Here is a 21,471-nt window from a genome sequence, read left to right on the forward strand (position 1 = left end):
GTACGGCTCTACGGCTGTTCCGGCTCCTGTCGTACGGAGGCGCCGACGAGGACGCCGACCGGGGCGGGCCGACAGAAGGGGCCGACCGGGGCGCCCGGACCGGGCCGACCGGCCGACCGGGGGGACTTCGGTAAAGAAAGTAAAGGGGGCAGGAACCTCGTGGTCCCTTGTCCGCGTTATGACCAGTGACGGTAGCTTCGTGATGACATGAAGCCCGCACTCGACGATGAAAGGGACTTCCCATGGCTGTAAGCCTGTCCAAGGGCGGCAACGTCTCCCTCACCAAGGAGGCCCCGGGCCTGACCGCCGTCACCGTCGGCCTCGGCTGGGACGTCCGCACCACCACCGGCACCGACTTCGACCTCGACGCCTCGGCCATCGCGGTCAACCAGGCCGGCAAGGTCGTCTCCGACAGCCACTTCGTCTTCTTCAACAACAAGTCCACCCCCGACCAGACCATCGTCCACACCGGCGACAACGTCACGGGCCAGGGCGAGGGCGACGACGAGCAGATCAACGTCAACCTGGCGGGCCTGCCGGCGGACGTCGACAAGATCGTCTTCCCGGTCTCGATCTACGACGCCGAGAGCCGCAGCCAGAACTTCGGCCAGGTGCGCAACGCGTTCATCCGCATCGTCAACCAGGCCGGCGGCACCGAGATCGCCCGCTACGACCTGAGCGAGGACGCCGCCACCGAGACCGCCATGGTCTTCGGTGAGCTGTACCGCAACGGCGCGGAGTGGAAGTTCCGCGCGGTCGGCCAGGGTTACGCCTCGGGCCTGGCCGGTATCGCCCAGGACTTCGGCGTCAACATCTGACGCACCCGGGTCCTGCGGACCCGGTCCGTACCCGCCGGGAGCCCCCGGCCGCTCGTCCGCGGCCGGGGGCTCCCGCCTGTCGTACGCCCGAACGTCCACACGCCCGTGGGCCGCTCGCCCGCGCGGCACGCGGATGCGCCGCGCGTCCATGCGCCGCGCGTCCGCGTGAATCAAAGAGACGTCAAACCTCGCTGAATAGTCATCAAATATCGGACACGAGCGAACCCCAGACGGACAAGAGGTGGTCAAAAAAATGTGAGGTATTTGTTAGTACACCGTCAATCTTGGTCATTCGGTGGCACGCTCTCCGCTCGTAACCCCCCACGGAACGAGCAACGGAGAACGCATGACCCCCCACATGAACACCCGTCGCGCCGCGGCTCTCGCCGCCGTCGCCGCGATGGTCGTCGTAGGTGTCCAGACCGGAGCGGCGAACGCCGCGCCCGACCAGGGAACCGGCGCCCCCTCCGCCACTCGCAGCACCGTCCCCTTCGGTGCGAACAACGCCTCCCAGCGCACCGCCGCCATCAAGTCGGCCCAGGCCGACGTCTCCTCGACCGCCGAGTCGCTCGGCCTCGGCGCTCAGGAGAAGCTGATCGTGCGTGATGTGATCAAGGACGCCGACGGCACCGTCCACACCCGCTACGAGCGCACCTACGCCGGGCTCCCGGTCCTCGGCGGCGACCTCATCACCCACACCGCCCGCGACGGCAAGGTCAAGGGCATCACCAAGGCGACCGACGCCCGGATATCCGTGCCGACGACGACGGCGAAGATCAAGACCGCGGCGAGCGCCCGCAAGATCATCTGGGCGAGCGACGGCAAGCCCGTCCTCGCCTTCGAGTCGGTGCGGCACGGGACGCAGAAGGACGGCACGCCCAGCCGGCTGCACATCATCACCGACGCGACCACCGGCAAGGAACTGCGCCGCTACGAGTCGGTCGAGACCGGCGTCGGCAACAGCCAGTACAGCGGCAAGGTCGAGCTGACGACCACCCAGGCCGGTTCCGGCTACGAGCTGACCGACGGCGACCGCGGCGGCCACAAGACGTACGACCTCGACCAGGGCGAGAGCGGCACCGGTTCACTCGTCACGGACGACGACGACACCTGGGGCGACGGCACCGGGAACGACCGCCAGACCGCCGCCGTCGACGCCGCCTACGGTGCCGCGAAGACCTGGGACTTCTACAAGTCGGCGTTCGGCCGCGACGGCATCGCCGGTGACGGCAAGGCCGCCTACTCGCGCGTCCACTACGGCAACGAGTACGTCAACGCGTTCTGGGACGACAGCTGCTTCTGCATGACGTACGGCGACGGCGCGGGCAACAAGAGCGCCCTCACCGCCCTCGACGTCGCCGGCCACGAGATGAGCCACGGCCTGACCGCGTCCACCGCCAACCTCGACTACTACGGCGAGTCCGGTGGCCTGAACGAGGCGACCAGCGACATCCTCGGCACCGCCGTGGAGTTCTCCGCCGACAACAGCACCGACGTCGGCGACTACCTCATCGGCGAGAAGATCGACATCAACGGCGACGGCACCCCGCTGCGCTACATGGACAAGCCGAGCAAGGACGGCGGCTCCGCGGACTACTGGGACAGCAACGTCGGCGACCTCGACGTCCACTACTCCTCCGGCGTCGCCAACCACTTCTTCTACCTGCTGTCCGAGGGCAGCGGCGCGAAGACGATCAACGGTGTCGACTACGACTCCCCGACCTCCGACGGCTCCACCGTCACCGGCATCGGCCGGGACAAGGCCGTCCAGATCTGGTACAAGGCACTCTCCCAGTACATGACGTCGAGCACCGACTACGCGGGCGCCCGCACGGCGACCGAGAAGGCGGCGACCGATCTGTACGGAGCGGACAGCGCCGAACTCGCGGCCGTCGACGCCGCCTGGGACGGCGTCAACGTGAAGTAGCGCCGACGCGCACCGGTCGTCCGAGCCCTGCCGGGCCACCTGGGGACCGCGCGGAGAAGCTGTGCGGAACGGGAGCCGGTCAGCCCTTCGGGGTGGGCCGGCTCTTCCCGTACAGCCAGGTGTCCCACAACTCCGTCAGGTCCTTGCCGGTCGCCCGCTCCGCATGCGCGTCCACATATGCGGTGAAGTCGGCGGTCGACGCGGTGCCGTGCCGGTGGGCCCGTGTCCAGCCCTGCACGAGCGCGAAGAAGCGCTCGTCGTCGCCGACGGCCTCCCGGATCCTGTGGATGACCATCGCGCCGCGTCCGTACACCGGCGCCCGCGAGATGTCCGCGGCCGTCGGCGGTTCGGCGGGCGGAAAGGCCCAGTTGTCGTCGTTGTAGAAGGCGGCCTCGAACCGGTCCTCGACCGGCTCGCCCTCCTTGTCGTCCTCCCACAACCATTGCGCATACGTCGCCAGTCCCTCGTTGAGCCACATGTCCCGCCAGCTCGCCGGCGTGACGGAGTTCCCGAACCACTGGTGCGCCATCTCGTGGACCAGCAGCCCGACGCTCGGCGGTCCCGGGAAGAAGGGCCGGTTCTGGGTCTCCAGCGCGTAACCGGCGTCCCCGTCCCGCCCGACGATCGCGCCCGTGGCGGAGAAGGGGTACGGCCCGAACCGTTCCGCCTCCCAGGCCACGACCTCGGGGACGCGGGCCAGGACCGCCGCGCTCCGGGCCGCGACCGCCGTGTCGGCGGCGGTGAACACCTTGATGCCGTCCGGGGTGCTCGACGCCTTCATGTCGAAGCGGCCGACGGCGAGCGTGGCGAGATAACTGGCCATCGGTTCCGCGACGCGCCAGTGGTACGTGCTGGTGCCGCCCGAGGATCCGTCCGTGGCGCCACCCGTGGTGGTGGCGGCGCGGGAGGTGGTACGGGAAACCAGTTCGCCGTTGGAGACGGCGGTCAGGCCCTGAGGGACGGTGACCTCGATGTCGTACGACGCCTTGTCGCTCGGGTGGTTGTTGCCGGGGAACCAGGCCATGGCGCCCGTCGGCTCGCCGAGCGCGACCGCCCCGCCCGACGTCCTGAGCCAGCCCTCCTCCGACTGGTCGGGGTCGGTGAGGATCTCCGGGGAGCCGGAGTAGCGGACGACCGCGCGGAAGGTCCTGCCCTTGCGGAGCCGGTGTCCGATCCCGGCGTCGGGCCGCAGCGTCAGCTCGTGGCCGGCCCGGTTGACGGCGGCGGGGCGGCCCTCGACGGTGGCGGACCGCACGGTGAGCCCGGCGAGGTCCAGGTTGAAGGCGCTGAGGTCCTGGGTGGCGCGCGCGGTGATCGTGGCGGTGCCGCTCAGCCGGTGGGCGCCCGGATCCACGTCGAGCACGAGGTCGTAGTGCGTGACGTCGTAGCCGCCGTTGCCGAGCTTCGGGAAGTACGGATCGCGCAGGCCCGAGGCGCCGGGGGTGCCGTCGACCCCGCCGATGCCGGTGCAGGCGGTGGAGGCCGCCAGAACCAGCAGGGCGAGAGCGGCGGCACGTGCCGGGCGGCATATGGGTCCCGTACGGCGTCCGCGCGCCGTGCGGCGCGGACGTGCGGTGCGGCGTGCGCGCGCCGTACGACGTACGGGTATTCGCTGCTTCACACCCGCGATCCTAGGCGCGCGCCGGGCGGACGCACGGGGTGACCGACCGCCGGGGTGACGGGCACCGGCGGCGTCGCCGGAGCGGCCGGCGCCGGCCCTCGCCGGGACGATGGGGCTTCCCGGCGGCGGTCCGCCCGGGGAGGCACCAGGACCGGGGCGCGGACCGGCTCGGCGGACCGGGACGCGGACCGGGGCGCGGTCCCTCCCGGGCATCCGAGGCAGCCGACGAGGGCGGCGACTCGTGGATCACTCGGCCGGGGCGGCGACTCGTGCAATTACCTGGCAAGGGCGGCGACGCCGACGTTCGCGAACTTCTCGTCGAGGTCGCCGCTGGGGGCGCCGGCCACCCCGATGGCCGCCACCGGGGCGCCGTTGACCTGCACCGGGGACCCACCCGCGAGGAACAGGGTGCCAGGGATGTCCTTGAGGGTCGGGGCCTGGGCCAGGCGCTTGGTCAGCTCGGAGGTGGGGGCGTTCCAGGAGACGGCGGTGTACGCCTTCTTCACGGCCGACTCGTACGACTGCGGGCCCGCGCCGTCGCCGCGCAGCGTGACGATGGTGTTGCCGTTGCGGTCGACGACGGCGACGGAGACCCGCTGGTTCTCCTTCTTCGCGGCGTCGAGGGTGGCCTGCGCGGCCTTGGTGGCGGCGGCCACGGGCTGCCCGCGATGCGCGCCCGGCTGCGGCAGCTCGGCGGCACACTGACGATCGAGTCGGCGCCCGGCGAGGGTACGGTGCTGTCCGCCGCCGTCCCCCTCTCCCCCGCTCCCGCGTCCCCGGCCCCCGCCCCTGCTCCCGACGCTGCCGCCCCGGAGGACCCCGCATGAACGCGACGCCGCCCGTGCGCATCCTGCTCTGCGACGACCACGTGGTGGTACGCGCCGGACTGCTCGCCCTCCTCGGCAGCGAACCGGACATCGAGGTGGTCGGCGAGGCGGGCAGCGGCGAGGAGGCCGTCGCCCTGGCCACAAAGCTCACCCCGGACGTCGTCCTGATGGATCTTCAGCTGGGCGAGGGCATCGACGGAGTGGAGGCCACCCGCCGGATCTCCGCCACGGGCGTCCACGTGCTGGTCCTCACCACGTACGACACGGACGCCGACATCACCCGGGCCATCGGAGCGGGCGCCACCGGCTATCTGCTGAAGGCCGAACGCCCGGAGGAGCTGTTCGCCGCGATCCGCTCGGCCGCCCAGGGCCGCACCACGCTCTCCCCGCCCGTGGCCAGCCGTGTCATGGCCCGGATGCGCGAGCCCCGGCCGGCCCTCACCGGCCGCGAACTCGACATCCTGGCCCAGCTCTCCCAGGGCCTGGGCAACCGGGACATCGCCCGGGCGCTGTTCATCAGCGAGGCCACGGTCAAGACCCACCTGGGCCGCATCTACGACAAACTCGGCGTCGACACCCGCGCGGGCGCCGTGGCCGTGGCGAAGGAGCAGCGGCTGCTGCCGTAGCCCGGCCTCGTCACGCGAAGAGTTCGTCGATCGTCTTCACCGTGAACGCCCGGTCGACCCAGACATCCAGCACCCGCAGATCCCGACAGGAACCGATCCGCTCCCGAACCGCCTCGTCCACAGCCACACCGCGATGGTCCAGGACCCGCAACACACTCAGCGCCCGCTCCTTCGCGACGCCCTCCTCGCGTCCTTCTTCACGACCTTCTTCACGACCTTCTTGGCGCCCCTCCTTGCGGAAGCTCTCGGCGACGATGCCGTGGAAGTGGCTGAGACTCGTGCTCATCAAATCCCTCCAGATTTTGCGGGCCGGGGTGTCCCCAGGCCAAAACCCCATTTTCCCCACGCACCACCTGATCGAAGGCATTCACCGGCGCCACATTGACAGGTCCGCACTGCGGCATCGACGGAGCCATGCTGCGAAATTGACGAGTCTGTACCGCGATATTGACGACCGTGCGGGCATGACACCATCGGACCGTGCTCGACATCGGCTACTCCCTCTCCCGACGCTTCCCCGACCCCCCGCAGACCGACTACCGCCGCGCGGACGTCCACGCCCTGCGGCACGACCTGTTCTGCGGGGACGTCTATCTCGCCGACACCGAGGCCGACCGCGAACTGTCCACAGCCTGGGGATGGGTGCCGGTACTCGACTTCGCGTGGGCCCTGTGCGACATCGTGGAGCAGCTCGACCGTGACCCACGCGGCAGCCGTTCGCACCAACGGCAGTTCGCCGAGCTGGATTTCACCGAGTCGTCCGACCGCATGCTCTTCGAGCGCCGCTTCGGATGGGTGGACGTCGAGGCCGACTGGATGCCCGGTGACGAACCCCCGCTCACTTTCAACCACGCGCTGCTGCGCCGGGAGGCCCGCGACTTCCTGCACGACCTGATCGCGGACCTCGCCGACATGCACGAGGGGCTCGCCGACAACCCCGCGATCTGGGACCTCCAGGCCCGCTTCCCCCGCGTCTGACCCACCCCCGCGTCTGATACCCATCCCTGCGCCAAACTCGGCCCCAGCCCGACCGGGTCGGACGCCCGGCCCGGTGGTGAACCCACCTCCACGCGCTACGCCCCACGCGCACCCCTATCTGCGCCGCGAACGCAGGCGCCAGCTCCATCAGCTGGGCCGGGCTGATCACCGCACCCGACAGCCGCTCCACTCCCCTGGCGATGTCCAGTTCCGCGACCGTCCGCAGATCCACCGACTCCATCCGCACGGAACTGAAGTCGGCGCGCTTCAGCGCGCAGTCGCGGAACTCCACCCGCACCAGGTGCGCCTCCCCGAAGTCCGGCTCGGACAGCACACAGCCCTCGAACACCACGTCCTTCAGCCGCGCCTTCCGCAGATTCAGGTAGTCGATCTTCCCGCCGCGCACCAGCACCCGTTCCAGCACGGCACCGTGCAACTGCACCCCGCCGAGCCGGGCGTCCGTCATCTCCACGTCGCGCAACGACGCCTCCGCGAGGTCGGTGCCGACCCCCCGGACACCCGTCAGCACCGAGTCGATGAAGCGGGCCCTGACCAGGTCCGTACGGTCCAGGGCGCAGCCGTCCAGCACACAGTCCATGAACCGCGCGCCCCGCCCCGACCCGTCCGCGAGGTCCGTCCCGTCGAAGCGCAGACCGTCGTAGTCCCCATCCGGCTCCAGGCCCTTCCCGTCGTACGGAACCAGCGGCGGCAGCCGTACCTCCGGCCGCCGGGCCGCCGCGACGGTGTCCTTCTTCCTGCTGCTGCGTGCCATGCCCCCATCGTGGACCACACCGCTGACAATCACCGCTGACAATCACCGGTGCCAGGGAGTACCCCGGTGGGCGCCGGTCGGGTCCTACCGGACGCCGAGCTTCGCGAGCGCCTCGTCCGTCAGCCGGTACACCGTCCACTCGTCCTGCGGCCGTGCCCCCAGCGACTCGTAGAACGCGATGGACGGGGCGTTCCAGTTCAGCACCGCCCACTCCAGACGTTCGTAGCCGCGCTCCACGCAGATCCGTGCCAGCTCCGTGAGCAGTGCTTTCCCGTGCCCGCCGCCGCGCCGCTCCGGCCGTACGTACAGGTCCTCCAGGTAGATGCCGTTCACGCCGCGCCAGGTGGAGAAGTTCAGGAACCACAGCGCGAATCCGACGACCTCGCCGTCGTCGTCCGACTCGGCGATGTGCGCGTACGCGGCGGGGCGCTCGCCGAACAGTGCCTCGCGCAGCTGCTCCTCGGTGGCCTTCACCTCGTGCAGGGCCTTCTCGTAGTCGGCCAGTTCACGGATCATGGCGTGGATGGCGGGGACATCGGCGGGGGTAGCGGTACGAATCATGGAGGCAGCGTAGAACCGACGCGTGCCGGACCACACCCGACGGTCCACACCCGACGTCACCGTCCCGCCGGTCGGAACCCGAGTGTCCGCGCCCGATGCCACCGCCCCGCCGGTCGGAACCCGAGTGTCCGCGCCCGATGCCACCGCCCCGCCGGTCGGAACCCGAGTGTCCGCGCCCGATGCCACCGCCCCGCCGGTCCGCAGCCACCGGCCCGCACCCGGTGCCCCGCACCCGTCGGCCACGCCCTCTCATCCCCGCCCCAGCAGCAACCGGGCGATTTCGACCTGTTCCGGTTCCAGCCGCCGCTCCCCGTCCGAGACGGCCCACAACCCGTTCTGCAGCAGCCGCCCCAACGTCCAGGCGCGCGCCCGTTCCCTCTCCCGGTCGAGGCCCAGTGCCTCCGTCATCAGGTCGAACCGCCACCGCACCGCCGCCGCGTCGAACCGGTTGACCAGCGCCGGAAGCAGCTCGAACCCCGGATCGCCGACCAGCGGTTTCGGGTCGATGGCCACCCAGCGGTCGCCGGCCGTGCGGTGATCAACAGCTCCCGACCCGCCCCGGCCCGGTTCCCGGTCCGGGCCCCGTTCCCGGTCCTGGAGCGCCGCACCACGGTCCGCCGCCCCACCCGCCAGCACATTCCCGTAGTGCAGGTCCCAGTGCAGCACCCGGTCCCCGGGCTCCCCCGCGACCTCCCGCACCGCCGCCGCGCAGTCGGCCAGCAACCTCCGCTCCGCCTCGTCCGACAACGCCTCCACCGCGCCCGGCGCCTCCTCCAGCATCCGCGCCACGACGTCCCCGAGCCGCCGCAGCCCGCACCCGGCCGGAGCCGGTACTGACGACAGCCGGGCCAGCAGCTCCGCCAGAACGCGGACCGCCTCCCGCTCGTCCGCCACTCCTGCCAGCGAACGTCCGCTGTCCAGCCGCTCCAGCAGCGTCGTCCCCGTCGCCGGGTCGTGGTCGAGCAGTTCCACGGCTCCCGCGCCCGCCTCGCCCCATACCCGCAGCGCGACCGGCTCGCCCACCGTCTCCTCGTCCACCGGCTGGAGCTTCAGCGCCGCCGGCCGGCCGTCCGCCTCACGCACCACCGGGAGCACCAGCGCGCACATCCCGTGGAGAGCCGCGCCGTCCGCCCGGAGCCCCCACCGTTCCAGGAACTCGGCCGCCCTCCCCGGCAGCGCCGCGATAAATGCCCGCCCGGTCTCCCCGTTGTACTTGGACTGGGTGGCGATCAATGCGTCCGGGATGTCGATCACGCGGACGATCGTAGAGCCGTGCGTCAATCGGATATGGCCCCCAGCAGCCCCGCCCCGCCCGGCCGGCCGGGCCCCGCTCCCCCCGACCGGCCGCGCACCACCGCCGGTTCGTGGATCCGCGGCGTCGGCTCATGGCTCCGCGGCGTCGGCCCGTGGATCCGCAGCGCGCCCGGCACCTACCTATGGCTGACCGCGCTCGTCGTCACCACCGTGATCATCCATCAGATGTCCCCGGACTTCGAAGAGGCTTTCCTGCGCCGACGGTCCACCAACCTCCACGAACTCTCCGAGGACCCCGTACGCGTACTGATCGCCAGTGCCTTCTGGACCGACAACGGCCTGTGGGCGCCGTACGCCGTCCTCTACACCGTCTTCCACTCCCGCGCAGAACGATGGCTCGGCACCCTGCGCTGGCTCACCGTCGCCGCCGCGGCGCACGTCCTGGCCACCCTCGTCAGCGAAGGCGTACTGGCCTGGGCCATCAGGCACGGGTACGTGACACCGACCGCCACCAATGCGCTCGACATCGGCGTCAGTTACGCGCTCGCGGGTGTCGTCGCCGTCCTGACATACCGGGTTCCATCGCCCTGGCGGCACGGGTATCTCTTCGCCGTCGCCGTCTTCTACGGCATCCCGCTCATCAGTGGCCGCAGCACCTTCACCGACCTCGGGCACTTCACCGCCGTACTCATCGGCCTGGCCTGCTATCCGCTGACCCGGGGCCGGGCCCGGGACGAGAACCAGGACGAGAGCCGGGACGGGGACGGGGGCCGGCCCCGGAGCCCGCGCCGCGAACGGTCCCGACACCCGTCGGGCGACCAGACCGGCCATTCCGACCGGTCCAAGCAGCCCAACCGGTCCAGCGGCGAATACATCGATGAGTCCAGCAATGAGTCCCACGACCGGCCCGGCCGCCCGTCCCCGCACGGGACGGGAAACCCTCCGGCGCAGTAACGTCCGCCCCGGCGCAAGCCGGAAAGCCCCCCACCACCACAGCCTTCACACCGGACGAAGCAGGGACAGCAGGGACAACATGAGCACCGTCAGCACCGTCAACGGCGGCATATCCTTCTGGTACGCGGACCGTGGCACACCCATCGCCCGGGAACCCCTCCCCGGCGACAGCACGGCCGATGTCTGCATCGTGGGCGGCGGGTACACCGGACTCTGGACCGCCTACTACCTCAAGAAGGCCGTCCCCTTCCTCAACATCACCGTCCTCGAAGCCAAGTTCTGCGGCTACGGCGCCTCCGGACGCAACGGCGGCTGGCTCTACAACGGCATCGCCGGGCGCGACCGCTACGCGAAGCTCCACGGCCACGAGGCGGCCGTCCGGCTCCAGCAGGCGATGAACGACACCGTCGCCGAGGTCGTGCGCGTCGCCGCCGAGGAGGACATCGACGCCGACATCCATCAGGGCGGGGTACTCGAAGTTGCATATACACCCGCCCAGTTGGCCCGCCTCAAGGACTTCCACTCCGTGGAGATCGCCTTCGGCGAGACCGACCGCGTGCTGCGGGGCGCCCGCGAGACCGCCGAGCGCGTCAACGTCACCGGAGCCGTCGGTTCAACCTGGACCCCGCACGGCGCGCGGCTGCACCCGGTCAAGCTCGTCACGGGCCTGGCCGCGACCGTCGAGGCGCTCGGCGTCACCATCCACGAGTCGACGCCCGTCACCGCCATCGAGCCCAAGCACGCCCGTACCCCGTACGGCACCGTCCGCGCCCCCTACGTCCTGCGGTGCACCGAGGGCTTCACCGCGAACCTCAAGGGCCACAAGCGCACCTGGCTCCCCATGAACTCCTCGATGATCGCCACCGAGCCGCTTCCGGGGTCCGTCTGGGACGCCATCGGCTGGGAGGGGCGCGAAACCCTCGGCGACATGGCCCACGCCTATATGTACGCCCAGCGCACCGCCGACGGCCGCATCGCGCTCGGTGGACGCGGCGTCCCGTACCGCTACGGCTCGGCCGCCGCCCACTTCAACGACACGGCCCGCACCCAGCCCGCCACCATCGAGGCGCTCCGCGACATCCTCGTCCGGCTCTTCCCCGTCGCCGCGGGCGCCCGCATCGACCATGCCTGGTCCGGAGTCCTCGGCGTGCCCCGTGACTGGTGCGCCACCGTCACCCTCGACCGTTCCACGGGCCTGGGCTGGGCCGGCGGCTACGTCGGCTCCGGCGTCGCCACCACCAACCTTGCCGCCCGCACCCTGCGCGACCTGATCCAGCAGGACTCCGGCCAGTCGGGCCCCACGGAACTGACCACCCTGCCCTGGGTGGGGCACAAGGTCCGCAAGTGGGAGCCCGAGCCCTTCCGCTGGCTCGGCGTCCACGGCATGTACGCCGCCTACCGCGCCGCCGACCGCCGCGAACTCACCTCGCCCCGCCCCGGCACCGACCCCATCGCGAAGGCCGCGGACCGGCTGGCCGGACGACACTGAGCGTCCGGAGAGGAGCGGGCACAGACGAACGGGCATCCGCCACCGAAGTGGCGGATGCCCGTGAAGCGCCCTCAGGACACCCTCACCGCGCGCTCTGTGCCTCCTCCGTACGGCCCCCGGAAGGGCCCCCGGAAAGAACGAGCCCAGACCCTCAACAGGAGGCCCCCAACAGGCCCGCGCCGGAGCCTCCTGAGGGGCCTTGGCGCGCGGGGCCCTCGTCCCGCGCGGAACTCACGCCTTGCTGGTGCAGATCGCGTCGTACGGACGGCCGGGGCTCGGGAACAGCTCGATGGGGTTGTCGGTGCCGGACGGACATTCCTTGGCCGTCTTCGTCAGGGCGAGCACCTTGAACACGCCGCTGCCCCCGTTGCCACAGGGCACCTCCTTGGCCTGGTCGTTCACGCAGTCGCCCTTCACCAGCTGGCCGCCGCCCGCCCCGGCGTCACCGGGGTGGTCGCCGGACAGGTTCCGGCCGCAGACGGTCTTGCTGGGGATGCCGCTGGTGCTCTGGCTCGAACCGAAGGAGATCTTCACGGAGATGATCACGTCGGTGCCGGCCGGGCACTGGATCGAGTCGGCGAAGATGGCGCCGTTCTTGATCTCAAGGGCCTTGATCGTCGCCTTCGGGTCATCGCACTCCAGGGCCTGGTAGGCGTCCTTCGACTCCTTCGCGTCGGGCCCGGCGCAGTCGCCGACCTTCCAGTCCTTGGCCTTGTGGGTGCCGCCCGAGGCCGCGTCGTCCAGGGCCTCCTTGCTGCATGCCGTACCGGCCGCCAGGACGAGCGCGACGAGCAACGCCGCCTTCGAGCAGTCCAGGAGAGCCCTGCGGGGACCACGCCGCCGTACCGGAACGTCCCCCTCCGTTCCGCTGCTCAGGGATCGCGTGATGCCGTGGACTGTCATGCCGCTCCTTGGATTCGAGTACGTGGCGAGCCCGCGCGGCGCTTGTCATGCCCGCGTGCAGTAGCTCGCGCGCGCAAGGACGACATAAACGTCCGCCGTGGTTCCCGGGTGCGGAAGACTGTGCTTCGCACGCGGAGGGGCAAGGGAACGGGGGGCGTATGACGACCTGGGGACTGATCATGGAGACCACCGTGGGCGGCGGGGAGCGCAAGCACATCGAGACATACGTGCTGGCACACATGGCGGGAACCCGTGAGGACGCCCTGCTGGAACTGGAACGGCGGGCCCGGGTCCACACCCCGACACACCCCTGGAACCCGAAGCGGCGCCGACTCTTCCGGAAGGACGACGGTTTCCTCCTGGTGATCGACGGCACCTGGCAGTCGTACAGCACCCGGTTCACGGTGGCGGAGCTGCTGGAGGACAGCGCCGCGCCCGAACCCGAACCGGCGCGGGAGCCCGAACCGGCTCCTGACCCCGAGGCCGAAACGCCTCCCGCCCCCGCCCCCGCCCCTTCACCCGCGGCCGCGCGAGAGGACGCGAGGCGGCGGCGTGCGGAGCATCCCGCGGAGGAGGACGTGGCACGGTACGCGGACGGGGTGCCCGTGCGGCCTGCCTGGCTTGGCCGCGCCGATCTGCCGTGACGGCGGCTGCCCCGCCGCGACGGCCGCTCGGCGATGCCGACCCGGCCGCCAAGACGGCCGACGGCCGTGGAAGCCAGGTGCCGCGGGAACCGGCTGCCGTGCCCGCCGGGACGCCGGGCGCCCGCGTCCGGTCCCTGCCGGGTTGACCTGATCGGGCGTACCGGGGCCCCGCCACGCTGCCGGGAGCCGGACGGCGACCGACGATGAACGGGACGCGCGTCCGCCGCACCCGGTACGGGTGCGGCCGGCACGGCCCGGAGGCGGTCATGGAGGCGGTCATGGAGTTCGACGTGATGGTGGAGATCCCCCGTGGATCCCGCAACAAGTACGAGATGGACCACACCCTGCACCGCATCCGCCTGGACCGGATGCTGTTCACATCCACGAAGTACCCGGCGGACTACGGCTACATCGAAGGAACGCTGGGCCGCGACGGCGATCCGCTCGACGCGCTCGTCCTGGTCGGCGACCCCACGTTCCCCGGCTGTGCCATCGAGTGCCGGGCCGTCGGCATGTACGTCATGAGGGACGAGAAGGGCCCCGACGAGAAGGTGCTGTGCGTACCGGCCCACGATCCGCGCTACGCCGCCGTGCAGGACATCGACGACATCCCCCGTTTCGACACCCTGGAGATCACCCATTTCTTCGAGGTCTACAAGGACCTCGAACCAGGCAAGTCCGTCGAGGGTTCCCACTGGGAGGGACGGGACACGGCGTACGCGGAGATCGAGGCGTCACGCGAACGCGCCCGACGCGCCGGGGCCGAGGGGCGTACGTGACATCAGCCCCGCTCGGCGGGGACGGGGCCGCGGGGAACGGCGAAGTCGGTGAGCACCGCCGCGCCGGGCGTGAGCCCGGCCCCGCCTCCGGCCCGGGTACCCGGCAGCGCCAGTACCGCGAACGCGGAGGTCGGGAACTTGGTACGGGCCCGCGCGAGCGCCTGTTCGTCGCCGCCGCCCGCGAGGGACAGGACGAGTTCCTGCACCCCGAGCTGGTGCCCGACCAGCAGCACCGTGCGACCCGGCGCCGGGCCGCCGCGACCGTCACGGCCACCACGCGCGAGCACGTCGTCGAGCACCTCGTCCAGTACGCGGAGAAGGTCGGACGCGCTCGCGGCGTACACCCTCGGCTCGTACACCACGTCCGGTGCCGCCACGTCCGGTTCGGGCGCGAACAGCTCCGTCGCGACCAGATCCCAGGTCTCCCGGGCGCGCCGGGCGGTCGAGCAGACGACCAGGCCGGGCACGCGCCCCGTCTCGTGCAGTCGGCGCCCTGCCGCCGGGGCATCACGACGGCCCCGGCCCGCGAGTGGCCGTTCGTGATCGGGGACACCGTCCGGCCAGGCCGACTTGGCATGCCGCAGCACGATCAGCCGACCGCCACCGCTTTCGGGCCCGGCACCGAACTCGGGCCCTTCAGTCGCTTCAGTCGCTTCAGTCACCCCTACCACCCCTGCCACCCCGGTCACTCCAGACATCCAGTGAGCCGGAGATAGGCATGGCGCGCGTCCGAGACCAGTTGGTCGGCCTCCCTGCGGCTGCCGCAGCCCGTCACCCGGTACGCGGTCCCGGGCGCCAGCCGGCCGAGCGCCGTCGCCCACACGTCGGGCTCCGCGTGCCAGCGGCGCAGGTCCGTGGCGTCGACCAGGTCGACGAAGGGCTCGGCCTCGGCGACGCACAGCACTTCGTCCACGTCATGACGTCCGTCGTTCAGATGCAGCAACGCCACCGGCCAGGCCGCCACCTCGTCGCCCGGCCGGGCCGGCTCCCGCATCAGGACCAGGGTCCGCACGGACCGCCCGTCCGAGTCCAGGGTGTCCTCGACACGTCCCTCGCCCACGGGCCAGCCGTCGGCACCGCCACTCGCTTCCGGCCCGTCCGACGCGTCCGGGACATCAGCCGGGGAGAACCTGGCGGAGGACCCGCTGGATGGACCAACAGAAGAACCGGCGGAGGGACCGCCGGGCGAACCGATGGACGAACCGATGGAGGAACCGATGGTCGACTCGACCTCGACGGTGATGCGTGACACCGCTGCCCACCTCCCGCGACGCCGGGCGACCGGCTCGTACGGCAGCCGCCCGCGCCGCACCGGCGCGGGCGCGGCAAGCCTCGTCACCAGGCGAATTCCAGTGTCCCGCGCCCGTACGGCCGGAACAACCACCGCTCCCCGCTCACCGCGCCGAGCCGTACGGGCGGCGCTGCGGCCCGGCAGGAGAACCGCGGCGGCGCCCGGTAGGCTGGTCCGAGCGGTGTTCCCAGCGGTGATCGCGTAGTCACACGGTCTCCTCGCCCATCGCACGGCGGTGGGGCCCGCCGTACCCGAACCGCGGCGACGCCGCCGCCAACGGTCCCTACTTGCGACGCGCACCGAACGTTCCCGTGCCCGGCGAGTAGGAGACACGCATGGAAGATCCCCGGACCCCGACCCCGATGCTGAACGAACCCGTCGACCCCGACGTCGACCTCCGCGTACCCGACGGTCGGCGCAAGGACTCCCGGCTGTCGCGACAGGGTCCGGTGGTGGCCGTCGTGGCGGTCGGCGGCGCCGTGGGGGCGACCGCGCGGTACGGGGCCTCGCTGCTGTGGCCCACGGCGACCGGCTCCTTCCCGTGGACGACCCTGACCGTCAACGCCGTCGGCTGTGCGGTGATCGGGGTCTTCATGGTGGTCATCACCGACACCTGGGCGGCCCACCGTCTCGTACGCCCCTTCTTCGGCACCGGCGTCCTCGGCGGCTTCACCACCTTCTCCACCTACGCCGTCGACATCCAGCGCCTGGTGGACGGCCGGGAAGCACGCACCGGCCTGGCCTACCTGGCCCTCACCCCGGTCGTCGCCCTGACCGCCGTATGGCTCGCGGTCGCGCTGACGCGCCGCGTCATCACGTGGAGGCAGCCATGAGGCTCACCGGTTCCGCACTGCGTGTCACCGTGTTCGTCGGCGAGATGGACATGTGGCACCACAAGCCCGTGTACACCGAGATCGTCCACCGGGCCCGCGAGGCCGGGCTGGCGGGCGCCTCCGTCTTCCGGGGCATCGAGGGGTTCGGGGCCTCTTCCCTGATCCACACCGTCCGGCTGCTGTCGCTGAGCGAGGACCTGCCGGTCGCCGTCGTGATCGTCGACACCGAGGAGCGGATCCGGGCCTTCCTGCCGCAGCTCGACGAACTCGTCGCCCAGGGGCTGGTCATCCTCGACGACTGCGAGGTCATCCGCTGCACCGGCCACGATCGCAAAGGCCACGACAAGACCCACCACGGCAAGGAGGAACGGTGAACTGGCTGCTCGTGATCGCGGGTGCCATGGTCGGAGCGCCACTGCGCTACCTCACCGACCGCGCGGTCCAGTCGCGGCACGACAGCCTCTTCCCGTGGGGGACCTTCACCGTCAACATCTTCGGGTGCCTGATCCTCGGACTGCTCACCGGCGCAACCGCCGCCGGGGCCGCCTCCTCCGAGGCACAGCTCCTGCTCGGCACCGGCCTGTGCGGGGCGCTGACGACGTACTCGACCTTCTCGTACGAGACGCTGCGCCTGGCCGAGGACGGAGCCCGCTTCTACGCGGCGGTCAACATCCTGGCGAGCACGGCCGTCGGGCTCGGGGCCGCGTTCACCGGTGCGACACTCGCCCGCGCCCTCTGGGGCTGACCACGCCCGGAGCGGTGGAGTGGAAGCGAACGACGAAAACGGTAGAAATGGGGCATGCCCCAAGGAGAGCCCGGCACTGCGGACGTGGACGCCGTGGACGCCGTCGTCGACACCTCTGACACCACCGCCACCTCCAATACCACCCATTCCTCCGACGCCGACGACGTCGACGCGGTGACTCGGGCGGTCGTCACGGCGTCACGGGTACTGGACGCGGTGGCGGCGAACTCGCTCGCCGAGGTCGAGGAGCGGGTGACTCCGGCGCAGTTCCGGATGCTGGTGGTGCTGTCGACACGCGGCGCGACCAAACTGGTGAGGCTCGCGGAGCTGTTGCGCGTATCGCCCCCGACCGCGATGCGCATGGTCGACCGGCTGATCGCCTCCGGCCTCGCGGACCGGCAGGTCAACCCCGGCAACCGCCGCGAGACCCTGCTCCGGCTCACCGACGAGGGCCGTCGCACCGTCGAGCACGTCACCGCCCGGCGCCGCCGTGAACTCACCACGATCGTCGCGCGTCTCGCCCCCGCCCGACGCACGGCCCTCGTCGGCGCGCTGACCGCCTTCAACGAGGCGGCCGGTGAACCGCCCGCCCCGGGCCCGGAGGCGGACGCCCCGCATCCGCTCGGCTGGGCGGACCTCCCACCGGCGTACGGCACCCCGCCGCCGTCCACGGACGGCCCCGCGCCGACGGCACCGGGCGACGGCGAGGCTCCCGCTCGCCCCACCGGGCACTGAAGGCCGACCGGGCGGACCACCCGAAGCGGCGCGCGCCACGGCCACCATGCCGAATGCGCGATCATTCCGCCCGTCGACGTGGCCGTCGCCGTTGCCTCCCCAGCGGTGTGCGTCCGTCAGCCAGGTGTACGGCGGATGCGCAGGGCGAGCGGGAGAAGTCCGACCAGGAGGGCGAGTGCGGCATACCCCCAGGTGAGTGCCGTGATGGAGGCGACGGAGGCGACCAGGAGCGGGCCTCCCGCGTCGCCGAGTTCCCGGCCGAGTTCGGCAGCCCCCATGGTCTGCCCCATCCGTTCCTCGGGGGTGGTGGCCGCGAGGGCGGCGAAGCCGAGCGGAGTGATCAGGCCGGTGCCGATCCCGATGAGAACGGCGGCCGCGAGCAGCCCGGCCACGCCTGGCAGCAGGGCGGCGGCGAGTCCGCACGCGGTCAGCAGGAGCCCGGCGGCCGTACCTGAACGCACCGTCAGCCGCCCGTCGTCCAGCGCCCGCCCGGCCCAGGGCTGGACGACAGCAGCGCAGGCCGCCAAGGCGGAGACGGCGGCACCGGTGGCCAGGGGCGACAGCCCGTCGACGGCACCGGAAAGGGGCAGGAACCCCACACCGACCGACAGGGCGGCGGTCGCGGCGGCCAGCGCGGCGACCGGTCGCAGGAAGACACCGTCGGCCAGCCGCCGGGCCAGTCCCAGGAGCGTCTGACGGGCCTTGGGCAGCGGCGGGACGGCGGGCACCGTGAGCGCGGCCCACGCCGCGACCGCGGCGGCCAGCACCATCAGCACGCAGAACAGCAGCGTCAGGCCTCCCGCCCAGACCAGGACACCGCCGAGGAGCGGGCCGGCGGTGTAGCCGATGCTCTTGAAGAACCCGTAGGAGCCGAACGCGCGGCCGTGCTTCGCCTGCGGATTCAGCCGGGCGACCATCGCGGAGGCGGCGGGAGAGAACGCGGAGGCCGCGGCCCCCTGCCCCAGCCGGGCGGCCCACAGCCATCCCGGATCACGGGCCGCGACGAACACGGCGGAGGCGGAGGCGAACGCGATCAGCCCGCCCAGCAGCACCGGGCGCGGACCGACGCGGTCGGCAAGCGTGCCGAAGACCGGCTTGAGGACGACCTCGGCACCGTCGTACAGGGCGAGCAGCACCCCCAGGTACAGCACCGACCGCACCAGGTCCTCGTCACCGGCACCGAGGTTGGCGGCAATGCCGTGGGCGCCGAAGGCGGTGGTGAACCCGGCGGCGTACAGCGGCCACATCCGCCGTCCGCCCACCCCACGTATCCCATCGGCCCCTCCTGGCCCGCCCAGCCCAGCGGGCTCAGCAGCACTGTCACGCCCAGCCGACTCGGCAGGCTCAGCGGTGGGCTCAACGGGCTCGGCGGCGCGCTCCGCGCTCACGGCGCACCCTCCTGACCGCCGGAGGAGAAGGCGTGCAGGTGGACGAAGACGCGTTCGCCGTAGTCCTCGAACCGGCTTACACACTCGGCAAGTTGCCGTTCGGCCTCCTCGGCGCCCGGCGCGCCGAACACGTCACGGGCCTTCAGATCACGGTGCCAGCGCCGCAGCCGCTCCAGCGACTGCTCCTCTTCTTCCAGCTCGGCGAGGGTGAACTTCGCCTTGCCGATCTCCTTGTCCAGCTCCGCCGTGTACTTGCCGCAGTCGGCGACGAACTCCGCCCAGTCCTCCTCGCGGGCCGTGGTGAACATCGTCTCGAACCGCTGCGCGTCCTGCGGCTCCCGGCCCGCGGCACGCAGCACCACGGTCTCGCCCTGCGCCCGCTGGGCGAGTTCCACAGCCCGTTGCACGCCGTCGGCGAAGAACGGTACCTCCGGCACCGCCCACACCCCCTGACCGAGCGACAGCGCGCCGACCTTGCGCAGCTCGCGCCACACCGCCACCCGGTGCCGCGACGGCTGCGCCGGCAGCCGCACGATCAGCACCATCCACTGCACCGCCGCCTCCTCACTCACCCACCCACCCACGCAGAAAAAGTAACACGCGTTACATGCAAACAGGGAGCGCGCGTCACCACAACCCCCGGGCCGAACGGGCACGGCCCGACCCGGCCGAGCATCAAGGACCCCGAAGCAGACAGCAGAAGGCCCGGGTCGGAGCGATCCGACCCGGGCCTTCGCGGAGCCCCCTGTCGGATTCGAACCGACGACCTACGCATTACAAGTGCGTTGCTCTGGCCAGCTGAGCTAAGGAGGCGTGCCGGAGCAGTGTAACCAACCTCGCCCCGCGCACGGTCCCGGAATTTCACGACCCTCGAACTACTGACATATTCCGCATGTCCAGGTAGCGTCGCTCAGGATTCACTCAAGTGGACCAGACCACTCCCTACTCGGATCGTCCGGCACGTTCCTGCCGGTGGAGGAGAAGATTCAGCATGGCCAGTGTCACGTTCGACAAGGCGTCCCGCATCTACCCCGGCTCGACGAAGCCGGCCGTGGACCAGCTGGAGATCGACATCGCGGACGGCGAGTTCCTCGTGCTCGTCGGTCCTTCCGGTTGTGGCAAGTCGACCTCCCTCCGCATGCTCGCGGGCCTTGAGGACGTCAACGCCGGCGCCATTCGCATCGGTGACCGCGACGTCACGCACCTGCCGCCGAAGGACCGGGACATCGCCATGGTGTTCCAGAACTACGCGCTCTACCCGCACATGACCGTCGCGGACAACATGGGCTTCGCGCTCAAGATCGCCGGTGTCAACAAGACCGACATCCGGGCGAAGGTCGAAGAGGCCGCCAAGATGCTGGACCTCACGCAGTACCTGGACCGCAAGCCGAAGGCGCTCTCCGGCGGTCAGCGCCAGCGCGTCGCGATGGGCCGTGCCATCGTGCGTGAGCCGCAGGTCTTCCTCATGGACGAGCCGCTGTCGAACCTCGACGCCAAGCTCCGTGTCTCCACCCGTACGCAGATCGCCTCGCTCCAGCGCCGCCTGGGCATCACGACCGTGTACGTCACGCACGACCAGGTCGAGGCCCTCACCATGGGCGACCGGGTCGCCGTCCTCAAGGACGGCCTGCTCCAGCAGGTCGACTCGCCGCGCAAGATGTACGACAAGCCGGCGAACCTCTTCGTGGCCGGCTTCATCGGCTCCCCCGCCATGAACCTGGTCGAGGTCCCGATCACCGACGGCGGCGTGAAGTTCGGCAACAGCGTCGTCCCGGTCTCGCGCGAGGCGCTCAAGGCCGCCACGGACAAGGGCGACACGACCGTCACGGTCGGCATCCGCCCCGAGCACTTCGACATCGTCGAGCACGGCGGCGCCGCCGCGAAGTCCCTCACGAAGGACAGCTCCGACTCCCCCGCCGGCCTGGCCGTCTCGGTCAACGTCGTCGAGGAGCTCGGCGCCGACGGCTACGTCTACGGCTCCGCGCGGGTCGGCGGCGAGGACAAGGACCTGGTCGTCCGCGTCAACGGCCGCTCCGTCCCGGAGAAGGGAACCAAGCTGCACGTCGTGCCGCGCCCGGACGAGCTGCACGTCTTCTCGACCTCGACGGGCGCCCGCCTCACCGACTGACGCCCCGCACGCCCGCGCACGAACCCGTACCTCGCACGCCGCTCACGCCGGCGTGCCCCGTACGGCCCGCGCGCCCGCGCACGACGACGGCCCCGCACGCTTCCCCGTGCGGGGCCGTTCGCGTGCAGGGCATCCCCCCAGGAGACTCCACGAGCCGGGAGCCCACCGAAAAGCCGTACGGGGGGCCGTTCGCGCGTC

Annotated in this window: 22 protein-coding genes, 1 tRNA gene and 3 pseudogenes; 14 read left to right on the forward strand and 12 right to left on the reverse strand. The window is 71.4% G+C overall.

Going from position 1 to position 21,471, the window contains the following annotated elements; translation table 11 throughout:
- Positions 1–242: 242 nt before the first annotated feature.
- Positions 243–818, forward strand: coding sequence for a TerD family protein (locus ACFYY6_RS26090; protein WP_351519458.1), 576 nt, complete (start codon positions 243–245; stop codon positions 816–818).
- A gap of 346 nt (positions 819–1,164) precedes the next feature.
- Positions 1,165–2,745, forward strand: a complete 1,581-nt coding sequence (locus ACFYY6_RS26095; protein ID WP_389195418.1) for a M4 family metallopeptidase — start codon at positions 1,165–1,167, stop codon at positions 2,743–2,745.
- Between the two features lie 79 nt (positions 2,746–2,824).
- On the opposite strand, the gene ACFYY6_RS26100 is transcribed toward ACFYY6_RS26095, so the two are convergent.
- Together ACFYY6_RS26100 and ACFYY6_RS26105 are read right to left on the reverse strand one after the other, a co-directional pair.
- A complete protein-coding gene (locus ACFYY6_RS26100; RefSeq protein WP_389195507.1) occupies positions 2,825–4,276 on the reverse strand; it encodes a M1 family metallopeptidase in 1,452 nt (483 codons plus the stop codon).
- Between the two features lie 365 nt (positions 4,277–4,641).
- A pseudogene (locus ACFYY6_RS26105) lies at positions 4,642–5,025 on the reverse strand (heme-binding protein); the annotation flags it as partial.
- A gap of 9 nt (positions 5,026–5,034) precedes the next feature.
- Between ACFYY6_RS26105 and ACFYY6_RS26110 the strand changes: the two are divergent.
- A complete protein-coding gene (locus ACFYY6_RS26110) occupies positions 5,035–5,193 on the forward strand; it encodes a hypothetical protein (protein WP_389195523.1) in 159 nt (52 codons plus the stop codon).
- Positions 5,190–5,819 (forward strand): response regulator, encoded by a 630-nt coding sequence (locus ACFYY6_RS26115; protein ID WP_389195421.1) that lies wholly within the window; start codon positions 5,190–5,192, stop codon positions 5,817–5,819. The genes ACFYY6_RS26110 and ACFYY6_RS26115 overlap by 4 nt, the downstream gene beginning before the upstream one ends.
- A 10-nt stretch (positions 5,820–5,829) precedes the next feature.
- On the opposite strand, the gene ACFYY6_RS26120 is transcribed toward ACFYY6_RS26115, so the two are convergent.
- Positions 5,830–6,105, reverse strand: a complete 276-nt coding sequence (locus tag ACFYY6_RS26120; RefSeq protein WP_351519452.1) for a hypothetical protein — start codon at positions 6,103–6,105, stop codon at positions 5,830–5,832.
- Between the two features lie 194 nt (positions 6,106–6,299).
- Between ACFYY6_RS26120 and ACFYY6_RS26125 the strand changes: the two genes are divergently transcribed.
- Positions 6,300–6,797, forward strand: coding sequence for a hypothetical protein (locus ACFYY6_RS26125; protein WP_351519450.1), 498 nt, complete (start codon positions 6,300–6,302; stop codon positions 6,795–6,797).
- 103 nt (positions 6,798–6,900) lie between these two features.
- Here ACFYY6_RS26125 and ACFYY6_RS26130 read toward each other — a convergent pair.
- The 3 genes and pseudogenes from ACFYY6_RS26130 to ACFYY6_RS26140 all read right to left on the reverse strand — a co-directional run.
- A pseudogene (locus tag ACFYY6_RS26130) lies at positions 6,901–7,569 on the reverse strand (pentapeptide repeat-containing protein); the annotation flags it as partial.
- A gap of 84 nt (positions 7,570–7,653) precedes the next feature.
- Positions 7,654–8,130 carry a GNAT family N-acetyltransferase gene (locus tag ACFYY6_RS26135; protein ID WP_386608309.1) on the reverse strand — a complete coding sequence of 159 codons (477 nt, stop codon included), beginning with the start codon at positions 8,128–8,130 and terminating at the stop codon, positions 7,654–7,656.
- Positions 8,131–8,379: 249 nt separating this feature from the next.
- Positions 8,380–9,393, reverse strand: coding sequence for an aminoglycoside phosphotransferase family protein (locus ACFYY6_RS26140; RefSeq protein ID WP_389195510.1), 1,014 nt, complete (start codon positions 9,391–9,393; stop codon positions 8,380–8,382).
- A 24-nt stretch (positions 9,394–9,417) separates the two neighbouring features.
- Here ACFYY6_RS26140 and ACFYY6_RS26145 point away from each other — a divergent pair.
- Together ACFYY6_RS26145 and ACFYY6_RS26150 are read left to right on the forward strand one after the other, a co-directional pair.
- Positions 9,418–10,104 (forward strand): annotated as a pseudogene (locus ACFYY6_RS26145) (rhomboid-like protein); the annotation flags it as partial.
- Positions 10,105–10,417: 313 nt separating this feature from the next.
- Positions 10,418–11,827: an FAD-dependent oxidoreductase gene (locus tag ACFYY6_RS26150; protein ID WP_351519442.1), complete on the forward strand. Its 1,410-nt coding sequence runs from the start codon at positions 10,418–10,420 to the stop codon at positions 11,825–11,827.
- Between the two features lie 231 nt (positions 11,828–12,058).
- On the opposite strand, the gene ACFYY6_RS26155 is transcribed toward ACFYY6_RS26150, so the two are convergent.
- Positions 12,059–12,730 carry a hypothetical protein gene (locus ACFYY6_RS26155; RefSeq protein ID WP_351519440.1) on the reverse strand — a complete coding sequence of 224 codons (672 nt, stop codon included), beginning with the start codon at positions 12,728–12,730 and terminating at the stop codon, positions 12,059–12,061.
- A gap of 158 nt (positions 12,731–12,888) precedes the next feature.
- Between ACFYY6_RS26155 and ACFYY6_RS26160 the strand changes: the two genes are divergently transcribed.
- Together ACFYY6_RS26160 and ACFYY6_RS26165 are read left to right on the forward strand one after the other, a co-directional pair.
- Positions 12,889–13,374: a hypothetical protein gene (locus ACFYY6_RS26160; RefSeq protein ID WP_389195424.1), complete on the forward strand. Its 486-nt coding sequence runs from the start codon at positions 12,889–12,891 to the stop codon at positions 13,372–13,374.
- Positions 13,375–13,652: 278 nt separating this feature from the next.
- Positions 13,653–14,153 carry an inorganic diphosphatase gene (locus ACFYY6_RS26165; RefSeq protein WP_389195513.1) on the forward strand — a complete coding sequence of 167 codons (501 nt, stop codon included), beginning with the start codon at positions 13,653–13,655 and terminating at the stop codon, positions 14,151–14,153.
- Between the two features lie 2 nt (positions 14,154–14,155).
- Here ACFYY6_RS26165 and ACFYY6_RS26170 read toward each other — a convergent pair whose 3' ends face one another.
- Positions 14,156–14,815 (reverse strand): SixA phosphatase family protein, encoded by a 660-nt coding sequence (locus ACFYY6_RS26170; RefSeq protein ID WP_389195427.1) that lies wholly within the window; start codon positions 14,813–14,815, stop codon positions 14,156–14,158.
- Positions 14,816–14,838: 23 nt separating this feature from the next.
- Entirely contained in the window at positions 14,839–15,405 is a 567-nt protein-coding gene (locus ACFYY6_RS26175; protein WP_389195430.1) for an inorganic diphosphatase, read from the reverse strand.
- A 401-nt stretch (positions 15,406–15,806) separates the two neighbouring features.
- Here ACFYY6_RS26175 and crcB (ACFYY6_RS26180) point away from each other — a divergent pair, with 401 nt between their 5' ends.
- The 4 genes from crcB (ACFYY6_RS26180) to ACFYY6_RS26195 are packed head-to-tail and all read left to right on the forward strand — an operon-like array spanning position 15,807 to position 17,757.
- Positions 15,807–16,277 (forward strand): fluoride efflux transporter CrcB, encoded by a 471-nt coding sequence (crcB, locus tag ACFYY6_RS26180; RefSeq protein WP_351519491.1) that lies wholly within the window; start codon positions 15,807–15,809, stop codon positions 16,275–16,277.
- A complete protein-coding gene (locus ACFYY6_RS26185) occupies positions 16,274–16,651 on the forward strand; it encodes a DUF190 domain-containing protein (protein WP_386608306.1) in 378 nt (125 codons plus the stop codon). Before crcB (ACFYY6_RS26180) ends, ACFYY6_RS26185 begins: the two co-directional genes overlap by 4 nt.
- The gene (gene crcB / locus ACFYY6_RS26190; protein ID WP_351519430.1) at positions 16,648–17,022 is read left to right on the forward strand and encodes a fluoride efflux transporter CrcB; all 375 of its coding nucleotides are present in this window, start codon (positions 16,648–16,650) and stop codon (positions 17,020–17,022) included. The genes ACFYY6_RS26185 and crcB (ACFYY6_RS26190) overlap by 4 nt, the downstream gene beginning before the upstream one ends.
- A gap of 54 nt (positions 17,023–17,076) precedes the next feature.
- Positions 17,077–17,757, forward strand: coding sequence for a MarR family transcriptional regulator (locus ACFYY6_RS26195; RefSeq protein WP_386608305.1), 681 nt, complete (start codon positions 17,077–17,079; stop codon positions 17,755–17,757).
- A gap of 116 nt (positions 17,758–17,873) precedes the next feature.
- Here the strand turns inward: ACFYY6_RS26195 and ACFYY6_RS26200 are convergent, their stop codons facing one another.
- The 3 genes from ACFYY6_RS26200 to ACFYY6_RS26210 form a co-directional block, all read right to left on the reverse strand.
- A complete protein-coding gene (locus ACFYY6_RS26200) occupies positions 17,874–19,004 on the reverse strand; it encodes an MFS transporter (protein WP_351628523.1) in 1,131 nt (376 codons plus the stop codon).
- A 137-nt stretch (positions 19,005–19,141) separates the two neighbouring features.
- On the reverse strand, positions 19,142–19,729 hold the full coding sequence (locus ACFYY6_RS26205; RefSeq protein WP_351628454.1) for a Chromate resistance protein ChrB: 588 nt from the start codon (positions 19,727–19,729) through the stop codon (positions 19,142–19,144).
- A gap of 155 nt (positions 19,730–19,884) precedes the next feature.
- Positions 19,885–19,958 (reverse strand) — tRNA-Thr (locus ACFYY6_RS26210).
- A 178-nt stretch (positions 19,959–20,136) separates the two neighbouring features.
- On the opposite strand from ACFYY6_RS26210, the gene ACFYY6_RS26215 reads away from it, so the two are divergent.
- On the forward strand, positions 20,137–21,273 hold the full coding sequence (locus ACFYY6_RS26215) for a sn-glycerol-3-phosphate ABC transporter ATP-binding protein UgpC (RefSeq protein WP_351519394.1): 1,137 nt from the start codon (positions 20,137–20,139) through the stop codon (positions 21,271–21,273).
- The last annotated feature ends 198 nt before the right edge of the window (positions 21,274–21,471 follow it).

It is taken from the genome of Streptomyces sp. NPDC001750, from assembly GCF_042892615.1.
Lineage (GTDB): Bacteria > Actinomycetota > Actinomycetes > Streptomycetales > Streptomycetaceae > Streptomyces.

What these genes read in the sequence shown, in the direction of transcription:
- ACFYY6_RS26090 (WP_351519458.1), top strand. Translation starts at nt 243, where the DNA reads ATGGCTGTAAGCCTGTCCAAGGGCGGCAACGTCTCCCTCACCAAGGAG.
- ACFYY6_RS26095 (WP_389195418.1), top strand. Translation starts at nt 1,165, where the DNA reads ATGACCCCCCACATGAACACCCGTCGCGCCGCGGCTCTCGCCGCCGTC.
- ACFYY6_RS26110 (WP_389195523.1), top strand. Translation starts at nt 5,035, where the DNA reads ATGCGCGCCCGGCTGCGGCAGCTCGGCGGCACACTGACGATCGAGTCG.
- ACFYY6_RS26115 (WP_389195421.1), top strand. Translation starts at nt 5,190, where the DNA reads ATGAACGCGACGCCGCCCGTGCGCATCCTGCTCTGCGACGACCACGTG.
- ACFYY6_RS26120 (WP_351519452.1), bottom strand. Translation starts at nt 6,105, where the DNA reads ATGAGCACGAGTCTCAGCCACTTCCACGGCATCGTCGCCGAGAGCTTC.
- ACFYY6_RS26135 (WP_386608309.1), bottom strand. Translation starts at nt 8,130, where the DNA reads ATGATTCGTACCGCTACCCCCGCCGATGTCCCCGCCATCCACGCCATG.
- ACFYY6_RS26150 (WP_351519442.1), top strand. Translation starts at nt 10,418, where the DNA reads ATGAGCACCGTCAGCACCGTCAACGGCGGCATATCCTTCTGGTACGCG.
- ACFYY6_RS26155 (WP_351519440.1), bottom strand. Translation starts at nt 12,730, where the DNA reads ATGACAGTCCACGGCATCACGCGATCCCTGAGCAGCGGAACGGAGGGG.
- ACFYY6_RS26160 (WP_389195424.1), top strand. Translation starts at nt 12,889, where the DNA reads ATGACGACCTGGGGACTGATCATGGAGACCACCGTGGGCGGCGGGGAG.
- ACFYY6_RS26165 (WP_389195513.1), top strand. Translation starts at nt 13,653, where the DNA reads ATGGAGTTCGACGTGATGGTGGAGATCCCCCGTGGATCCCGCAACAAG.
- crcB (WP_351519491.1), top strand. Translation starts at nt 15,807, where the DNA reads ATGCTGAACGAACCCGTCGACCCCGACGTCGACCTCCGCGTACCCGAC.
- ACFYY6_RS26185 (WP_386608306.1), top strand. Translation starts at nt 16,274, where the DNA reads ATGAGGCTCACCGGTTCCGCACTGCGTGTCACCGTGTTCGTCGGCGAG.
- ACFYY6_RS26195 (WP_386608305.1), top strand. Translation starts at nt 17,077, where the DNA reads ATGCCCCAAGGAGAGCCCGGCACTGCGGACGTGGACGCCGTGGACGCC.
- ACFYY6_RS26200 (WP_351628523.1), bottom strand. Translation starts at nt 19,004, where the DNA reads ATGTGGCCGCTGTACGCCGCCGGGTTCACCACCGCCTTCGGCGCCCAC.
- ACFYY6_RS26215 (WP_351519394.1), top strand. Translation starts at nt 20,137, where the DNA reads ATGGCCAGTGTCACGTTCGACAAGGCGTCCCGCATCTACCCCGGCTCG.